Origin of the sequence: Streptomyces sp. NPDC059398, from assembly GCF_042751845.1 — a bacterium.
In the GTDB taxonomy this organism is placed as follows: Bacteria; Actinomycetota; Actinomycetes; order Streptomycetales; family Streptomycetaceae; genus Streptomyces.
The window spans coordinates 24,389-30,544 of record NZ_JBHYWP010000101.1 but is presented as its reverse complement, the minus strand read 5'-3'; the positions used below and the strand labels follow the sequence as shown (position 1 = coordinate 30,544).

The 6,156-nt window shown below is 71.2% G+C and carries 6 protein-coding genes; 4 read left to right on the top strand and 2 right to left on the bottom strand.

What is annotated here, in order from left to right:
- The first annotated feature begins 153 nt into the window (after window positions 1-153).
- The gene (locus ACFXBC_RS28610) at window positions 154-420 is read left to right on the top strand and encodes a hypothetical protein (RefSeq protein WP_385030609.1); all 267 of its coding nucleotides are present in this window, start codon (window positions 154-156) and stop codon (window positions 418-420) included.
- Between the two features lie 139 nt (window positions 421-559).
- On the opposite strand, the gene ACFXBC_RS28605 is transcribed toward ACFXBC_RS28610, so the two are convergent.
- On the bottom strand, window positions 560-1,285 hold the full coding sequence (locus ACFXBC_RS28605; protein ID WP_385030606.1) for a ferritin-like fold-containing protein: 726 nt from the start codon (window positions 1,283-1,285) through the stop codon (window positions 560-562).
- A gap of 567 nt (window positions 1,286-1,852) precedes the next feature.
- On the opposite strand from ACFXBC_RS28605, the gene ACFXBC_RS28600 reads away from it, so the two are divergent.
- Together ACFXBC_RS28600 and ACFXBC_RS28595 are read left to right on the top strand one after the other, a co-directional pair.
- Window positions 1,853-3,535 carry a DEAD/DEAH box helicase gene (locus ACFXBC_RS28600; protein ID WP_385030603.1) on the top strand — a complete coding sequence of 561 codons (1,683 nt, stop codon included), beginning with the start codon at window positions 1,853-1,855 and terminating at the stop codon, window positions 3,533-3,535.
- A 406-nt stretch (window positions 3,536-3,941) separates the two neighbouring features.
- Window positions 3,942-4,805: an alpha/beta fold hydrolase gene (locus ACFXBC_RS28595; protein WP_385030600.1), complete on the top strand. Its 864-nt coding sequence runs from the start codon at window positions 3,942-3,944 to the stop codon at window positions 4,803-4,805.
- 22 nt (window positions 4,806-4,827) lie between these two features.
- On the opposite strand, the gene ACFXBC_RS28590 is transcribed toward ACFXBC_RS28595, so the two are convergent.
- Window positions 4,828-5,715, bottom strand: a complete 888-nt coding sequence (locus tag ACFXBC_RS28590; RefSeq protein WP_385030596.1) for an NYN domain-containing protein — start codon at window positions 5,713-5,715, stop codon at window positions 4,828-4,830.
- 260 nt (window positions 5,716-5,975) lie between these two features.
- Between ACFXBC_RS28590 and ACFXBC_RS28585 the strand changes: the two genes are divergently transcribed.
- Window positions 5,976-6,128, top strand: coding sequence for a hypothetical protein (locus ACFXBC_RS28585; RefSeq protein ID WP_328319488.1), 153 nt, complete (start codon window positions 5,976-5,978; stop codon window positions 6,126-6,128).
- The last annotated feature ends 28 nt before the right edge of the window (window positions 6,129-6,156 follow it).

Below are 6,156 nucleotides of genomic sequence, written 5' to 3'. Positions count from 1 at the left end.
GGCCCGGCGGTCAACACGACCGCCGGGCCGTCCCCGTGCGTGTGGTCCGGCAGCGGCCGGGATTGCGTTCCGCGGGCACCGGGTAAGACCGAGATCAGTAAAGGTTCTGTCAGCTCACGGCTGATCCACCACTGGCGCGCCGGAAGGGAAGACATGCTCTGGGAAGCCTTCGCATCAGTACTGCTCGGCCTGGCCCTGGCCTGGTGCGCGATCCGCAAGCTGCCCACCCGCCTGCCGTCCCGGCACGTGGTCCTGGCCACCGGCCCGGTCGGCGCCCTCTTCGGCGCCTTCCTCACCCGCTCGGCACTCGGCCCCGGCCACGCGCCGCTGGTGCTGCTGGGCGCGGTGGTGATCGCAGCGGTGGTGCTCTCCCTGCTGGTCCGCCCGGTCCACCGCATCCGCCGCTCGGCTGCGGTGTAGGCCCGGAGCGCGCCGGTCACGTCCGGGCCGGGAGGCCCGGTCGCGGCCGGGAAGTCCGTACGCGACCGGGCCGGGGCCGCTGTCCGTCAGGCCCGGGGCCGCTGTCCGCGTGGGGTGCTCTTCGGTGGGGTGCTGTCCGTCAGGCCGCCAGGCCCAGGGCCGCCATCCGCTTGGTGTGGGCCTCGGTGATCCTGGTGAACATCCGGCCCACCTCCGCGAGGTCGAAGCCGTCCGCCACGCCGCCCACCAGCATCGTGGAGAGCGCGTCCCGGTCGGCCACCACCCGCTGGGCCTGGCTCAGGGCCTCGCCCATCAGCCGCCGCGCCCACAGCGCCAGGCGTCCGCCGACCCGCGGCTCCGCCTCGATCGCCGCGCGTACCTTCTCGACGGCGAAGTTGCCGTGGCCCGTGTCGTCGAGCACGCCGAGCACCAGCTCCCGGGTGTCGGAGTCGAGGCGGGCCGCGACCTCGCGGTAGAAGTCACTCGCGATCGAGTCGCCGACGTACGCCTTGACCAGTCCCTCCAGCCAGTCCGACGGCGCGGTCTGGCGGTGGAAGTCGTCCAGGGCCTGCGCGAACGGCTCCATCGACGCGGTCGGCTCCACGTCGATCGCGGCCAGCCGGTCGGACAGCCGCTCGAAGTGGGAGAACTCGGCGGACGCCATCTTCGCCAGCGCCGCCTTGTCACCCAGTGTCGGCGCGAGCTTGGCGTCCTCGGCGAGGCGCTCGAAGGCCGCCAGCTCGCCGTACGCGAGTGCCCCGAGCAGGTCCACGACCGCGGCGTGGTATTGCGGGTCGGCCGACGCCGTGTCCCAGTTCTGCGCGGCGATACCGGTCTGTTCCTTGGCGGTGTCAGGCGTCTGCATGGACGGCACAATAGCGCTCCGGCCGCCGCGGGCGAATTGCCGAGCGCGGCCCCGGCTCCCCGCGGGTGCGGGGCGGGAGGGGCGTACGTACACCCCTGGTGGGAAGCGTGCGAAGACCCTGCGGTGCCCCTGCGACCGGCGGAAAGAGAGCAGAAAAAGAGGTGCCGAAAGAGGCCCCTGCGGGCGCGGACGACCGATGTGGCCTTGGTCTCCTGATGAATTCACCCCACGCACCTGCGCGATTTGGGGGTACAGTGGTAATGCGCCTGCCGAATGTTCAGCATGTTCGGCATGCCATCCGAATGAGGATGCCCGGTCGGTGGCCCGATCGGCTCCACTTGACCGCCCTCACCGATCCGATGTGAGGGGCCCCCTCAGCGGCACGAGCGCTTGAGCGATGGCAGTGGTCCCGTGCCGGTCGGCACGGTACGACCCCCTTGTTCGCCTCGGTCCGCGTCTCACAGAAGAGGCAGCACCCTGACTACGTTCCGAGACCTCGGTATTCTCACCGAGACCGCCGAAGCCCTTGAGGCCGTCGGCATCACGTCCCCCTTCCCCATCCAGGAGATGACGCTCCCCGTCGCGCTCTCCGGCTCCGACGTCATCGGCCAGGCCAAGACCGGCACCGGCAAGACGCTCGGCTTCGGACTGCCGCTCCTTGAGCGCGTCACCGTCCCCGCCGACGTCGAGGCGGGCCGGGCCAAGCCCGACCAGCTGACCGACGCTCCCCAGGCGCTCGTCGTCGTTCCCACCCGTGAGCTGTGCCAGCAGGTCACCAACGATCTGCAGACCGCGGGCAAGGTCCGTAACGTCCGGGTGCTCGCCATCTACGGCGGCCGGGCCTACGAGCCGCAGGTCGAGGCGTTGAAGAAGGGCGTCGACATCATCGTCGGCACCCCGGGCCGGCTGCTCGACCTGGCAGGTCAGAAGAAGCTCAACCTCGGTCACATCCGTGCGCTCGTCCTGGACGAGGCCGACGAGATGCTAGACCTGGGCTTCCTCCCCGACGTCGAGCGCATCATGAGCATGCTGCCGACCCGGCGCCAGACCATGCTGTTCTCGGCGACCATGCCCGGCGCGGTCATCAGCCTGGCCCGCCGCTACATGTCGCAGCCCACGCACATCCGCGCGACCTCGCCGGACGGCGAGGGCCAGACGGTGGCGAACATCACGCAGCACATCTTCCGCGCCCACTCCATGGACAAGCCCGAGCTGGTCTCGCGCATCCTCCAGGCGGACGGCCGCGGGCTCGCGATGATCTTCTGCCGTACGAAGCGGACGGCTGCCGACATCGCCGAACAGCTCTCAAGCCGCGGTTTCGCCTCCGGCGCGGTCCACGGCGACCTCGGCCAGGGCGCCCGCGAACAGGCGCTCCGCGCTTTCCGCAACGGCAAGGTCGACGTCCTCGTCTGCACCGATGTCGCGGCCCGCGGTATCGATGTGGACGATGTGACCCACGTCATCAACTACCAGTCCCCCGAGGACGAGAAGACGTATCTGCACCGCATCGGCCGCACCGGCCGCGCGGGCAAGTCGGGTACCGCGATCACCCTGGTCGACTGGGACGACATCCCGCGCTGGAAGGTGATCAACAAGGCGCTGGACCTGCCGTTCGACGAGCCGGAGGAGACCTACTCGACCTCGGCGCACCTCTATGAGCTGCTGGGGATCCCCGCCGGTACGAAGGGCGTCCTGCCGCGCGCGGAGCGCACCCGCGCCGGGCTCGGTGCGGAAGCGGTCGAGGACCTGGGCGAGACGGGCGGCCGCGGCCGCAGGGCGTCCGCGCCGGCGCCCGCCGTGAAGGAGGAGCGCGCTCCGCGTACGCCCCGCCAGCGCAGGCGCACCCGCGGCGGCACACCGCTCGCGGAGACCGGCGCCGCCGCACCCGCGGCACAGGCCGTGACCGGCCAGGCCGCCCCGGCGGACGGCACCGACGAGGTACGCGCTCCGCGCCGCCGCCGCCGTACGCGGTCGAGCAGCGCCGCGGACGCGCAGACCGCGGTGGCCGAGGCCGCGGTGGTGGCTCCGGCCGCTCCCGAGCAGGAGGCACCTGCGGTCAAGCCGAAGCGGACCAGGACCCGGACGGCCAAGGCCACCACGGAGTCGGCCGAGGCGGAGGCACCGGTGGCCGCCGCCAAGACAACCGGTGCCAAGACGGCCGACGCTCCGGCGGCCGGTGCGGAGACCGCCGAAGCGAAGCCGAGGCGCCACCGCACGAGGACGCCGAAGGCGGCCCAGCCCGAGAGCTGAGACCGGCGACGACCGATGATGGCCCGGCCCCCTGTCGACGGGGGCCGGGCCATCGGTCTGTCCGGCCCGCCCGTAACCGCCTCCCCGGAGCGCAGCCGCCGCAGACACCGGTGACGCCGGGACGGGCGACGGGGCAGCCGGCCGGTCACCCCGGCCGGGGCGGATCCCGGTGCGCCCCCTCGGCGGTCCGGCCGGAATCCCGTCCCTCCGGCCGGAATCCCGTCCCTCCGAACGGACTTGTGCATTCGGAGGGGGCGGCGGGTGCCGGGCCGGGGCGTCATGACGGGTGCCACAGCGAGCGCCGCAAGGGGCGCCCCGACGAGTGCCGCGACGTTTGCCGTGCCGGTACCGCAGCAGGGCGTACACCAGGGGCGAACGCCGGTCGCCGAGGCGCTAGCCTCATGGCATGAGCAGGCCTCTTACCTTCGCGCCACCGCCCGGCACGCACTCCGGCCCCCTGCGGACCTCCCGCGGCACCTTCGCCTCACTGGTGGCCCCCGCCGCCGGGTCCCCGGCCCCCGGGGCCAGGCCCGCCGCGCTGCTGCTCCCCGGGTTCACCGGGAGCAAGGAGGACTTCAGCGCGATGCTCCCGCCGCTCGCCGCAGCGGGTTACCGCGTGGTCGCGGTCGACGGGCGGGGACAGTACGAGACGCCCGGCCCGGACGACCAAGACGCCTACTCCCAGGCCGAGTTGGCCCGGGATGTACTGGCCCAGGCAGCGGCCGTCGGCGCCCCCGTACATCTGGTCGGGCACTCGCTCGGCGGTCAGATCGCCCGCGCGGCGGTGCTGCTGGACCCGGCGCCCTTCGCGTCGCTCACGCTGATCTCGTCCGGCCCGGCCGAGGTCGCCGACGTCCAGCAGCAGAAGATCAGGCTGCTGACCGACGCGCTCGCCCGGCTGAGCATGGAGCAGGTGTGGGACGCGATGCGCGCGATGGGTCCGCCGCAGGACGCCGAGGACGCCGAGGACGGTGACGAACCGGCCCTGCGCAGGCGCTGGTTGATGCACAATCCGGCCCAGCTCATAGCCACGGGGCGGCAGTTGGCGACCGAGCCGGACCGGGTGGACGAGCTGGCCGCGCTCCCGCTTGCCCGGCATGTCGTCTCCGGCGAGAGCGACGACACCTGGCCGGTGCCGCTGCTGGACGAGATGGCCGTACGGCTCGGGGCAGTGCGGAGCGTGATCGAGGGCGCCGAACACTCTCCCAACACCGACCGGCCCGAGCGGACGGCCGAGGCGCTGACCGCTTTCTGGGACGCGCAGGGCTGAAACCCCGGCGGACGGCCACGGATCAGTACTGCGACTGGAGATGGTTCCAGAAGCCGTCGCGCAGCGCCCGTCGCAGATCGCCGTGGCCGCGCAGGGACCGCTGGAGCAGCCGTTCCGCGTCGACCAGCAGATCCTGGTCCACCGGACCCGGCAGATAGGGCCGCCCCGGCAGCAGTTCGGCCAGGGTCTGGCGGCCGCGTTCGGCGAGCCAGGTCGCGGCGATCTGCGCACCGACGAAGCGGACGTCATCGCGGGACGGCGGGGGCGTCCCCTCCTCGTAGACCGTGACGGGGCGCCGTCCCACGTACGGCTTCCAGAAGTCCAGGTCGAAGGTGCGCTGACTGTCGACCTCCCAGAGCAGCGGTTCCGCCTGGTTGCGGCCCTCCCCCGCCTCGATGCCCCAGAGATGGACCCGCGCCCCGTACCCCTGGGCCGACTCGACCGCCGAGACCAGGTCCTCGTCCCCGCCGACCAGCACGGCGTCGCTGATCGCGCGGTGCCGGGCGAGTGACTCCAGATCCGTGCGGATCAGTGAGTCGACGCCCTTCTGCTGGTTGTTGGCGTTCAGATTGCCGAGTCTGACCTTGACGTCCGGCAGTTCGGCGATGGACTGCTGCTCGGGGGTGTGGATACGGCGCCGGGCACCGTCGTACCAGTACAGCCGGAGCAGCCTGCTGTCCGCGAAGATGGTCCGCGCCTTGTCGATGAACGCCTCGATCAGGCCCTCCGTGTCGAGGTCGAACGATCTGCGGTCCTCGTTGCCGGTGACCAGCAGCCCGGCGGCGGCGTACACATATCCGGCATCGACGAAGATCGCGTGCGTGGAGGGTGTCTTGGACACCTCGGAGAGCACGCGCTGGAGGAGCGCGTTGGTGCGCTCCAGCTGGGCACTGATATCTGGATCGTTCATACGGGGTTCATTCTCCGTGGCGTCCCGGAGTCAGCACAACCGGCGGCCCGACCCATCGGTCGTTAGGCTCGCGAAAATTTTCTTTAGCGTAGGGAATGTTTGCCGGTGGCAACTCGTTAGGTCCTACGGAACGTGTTGCACACGCACGACGCAATCACCTCTTAACGGACGGGGAATCGTCCGGAATCAACGCGGGACAAGACTGTTCAGAGCCCGCACCAGTAGTTCTCCTGCAGGAGGATCAGACGAAGGGAGAAGCCTTGCGCTTCGAAATCATGCGACTCGACGACGTCGATGGCTCCGCCATGGACAGCACCGTCGTAGACGCCGCCTCCGTCAACCGGATCGTGCAGCAGGCCGCCGCAATCGGCCAGCGCATCTACATCCGGCCGGCCGACACCTCGGCCTCGTAACACCGTAAGAATGTTCAGAGGAAGCGCC

What these genes read in the sequence shown, in the direction of transcription:
- ACFXBC_RS28610 (WP_385030609.1), top strand. Translation starts at nt 154, where the DNA reads ATGCTCTGGGAAGCCTTCGCATCAGTACTGCTCGGCCTGGCCCTGGCC.
- ACFXBC_RS28605 (WP_385030606.1), bottom strand. Translation starts at nt 1,285, where the DNA reads ATGCAGACGCCTGACACCGCCAAGGAACAGACCGGTATCGCCGCGCAG.
- ACFXBC_RS28600 (WP_385030603.1), top strand. Translation starts at nt 1,853, where the DNA reads ATGACGCTCCCCGTCGCGCTCTCCGGCTCCGACGTCATCGGCCAGGCC.
- ACFXBC_RS28595 (WP_385030600.1), top strand. Translation starts at nt 3,942, where the DNA reads ATGAGCAGGCCTCTTACCTTCGCGCCACCGCCCGGCACGCACTCCGGC.
- ACFXBC_RS28590 (WP_385030596.1), bottom strand. Translation starts at nt 5,715, where the DNA reads ATGAACGATCCAGATATCAGTGCCCAGCTGGAGCGCACCAACGCGCTC.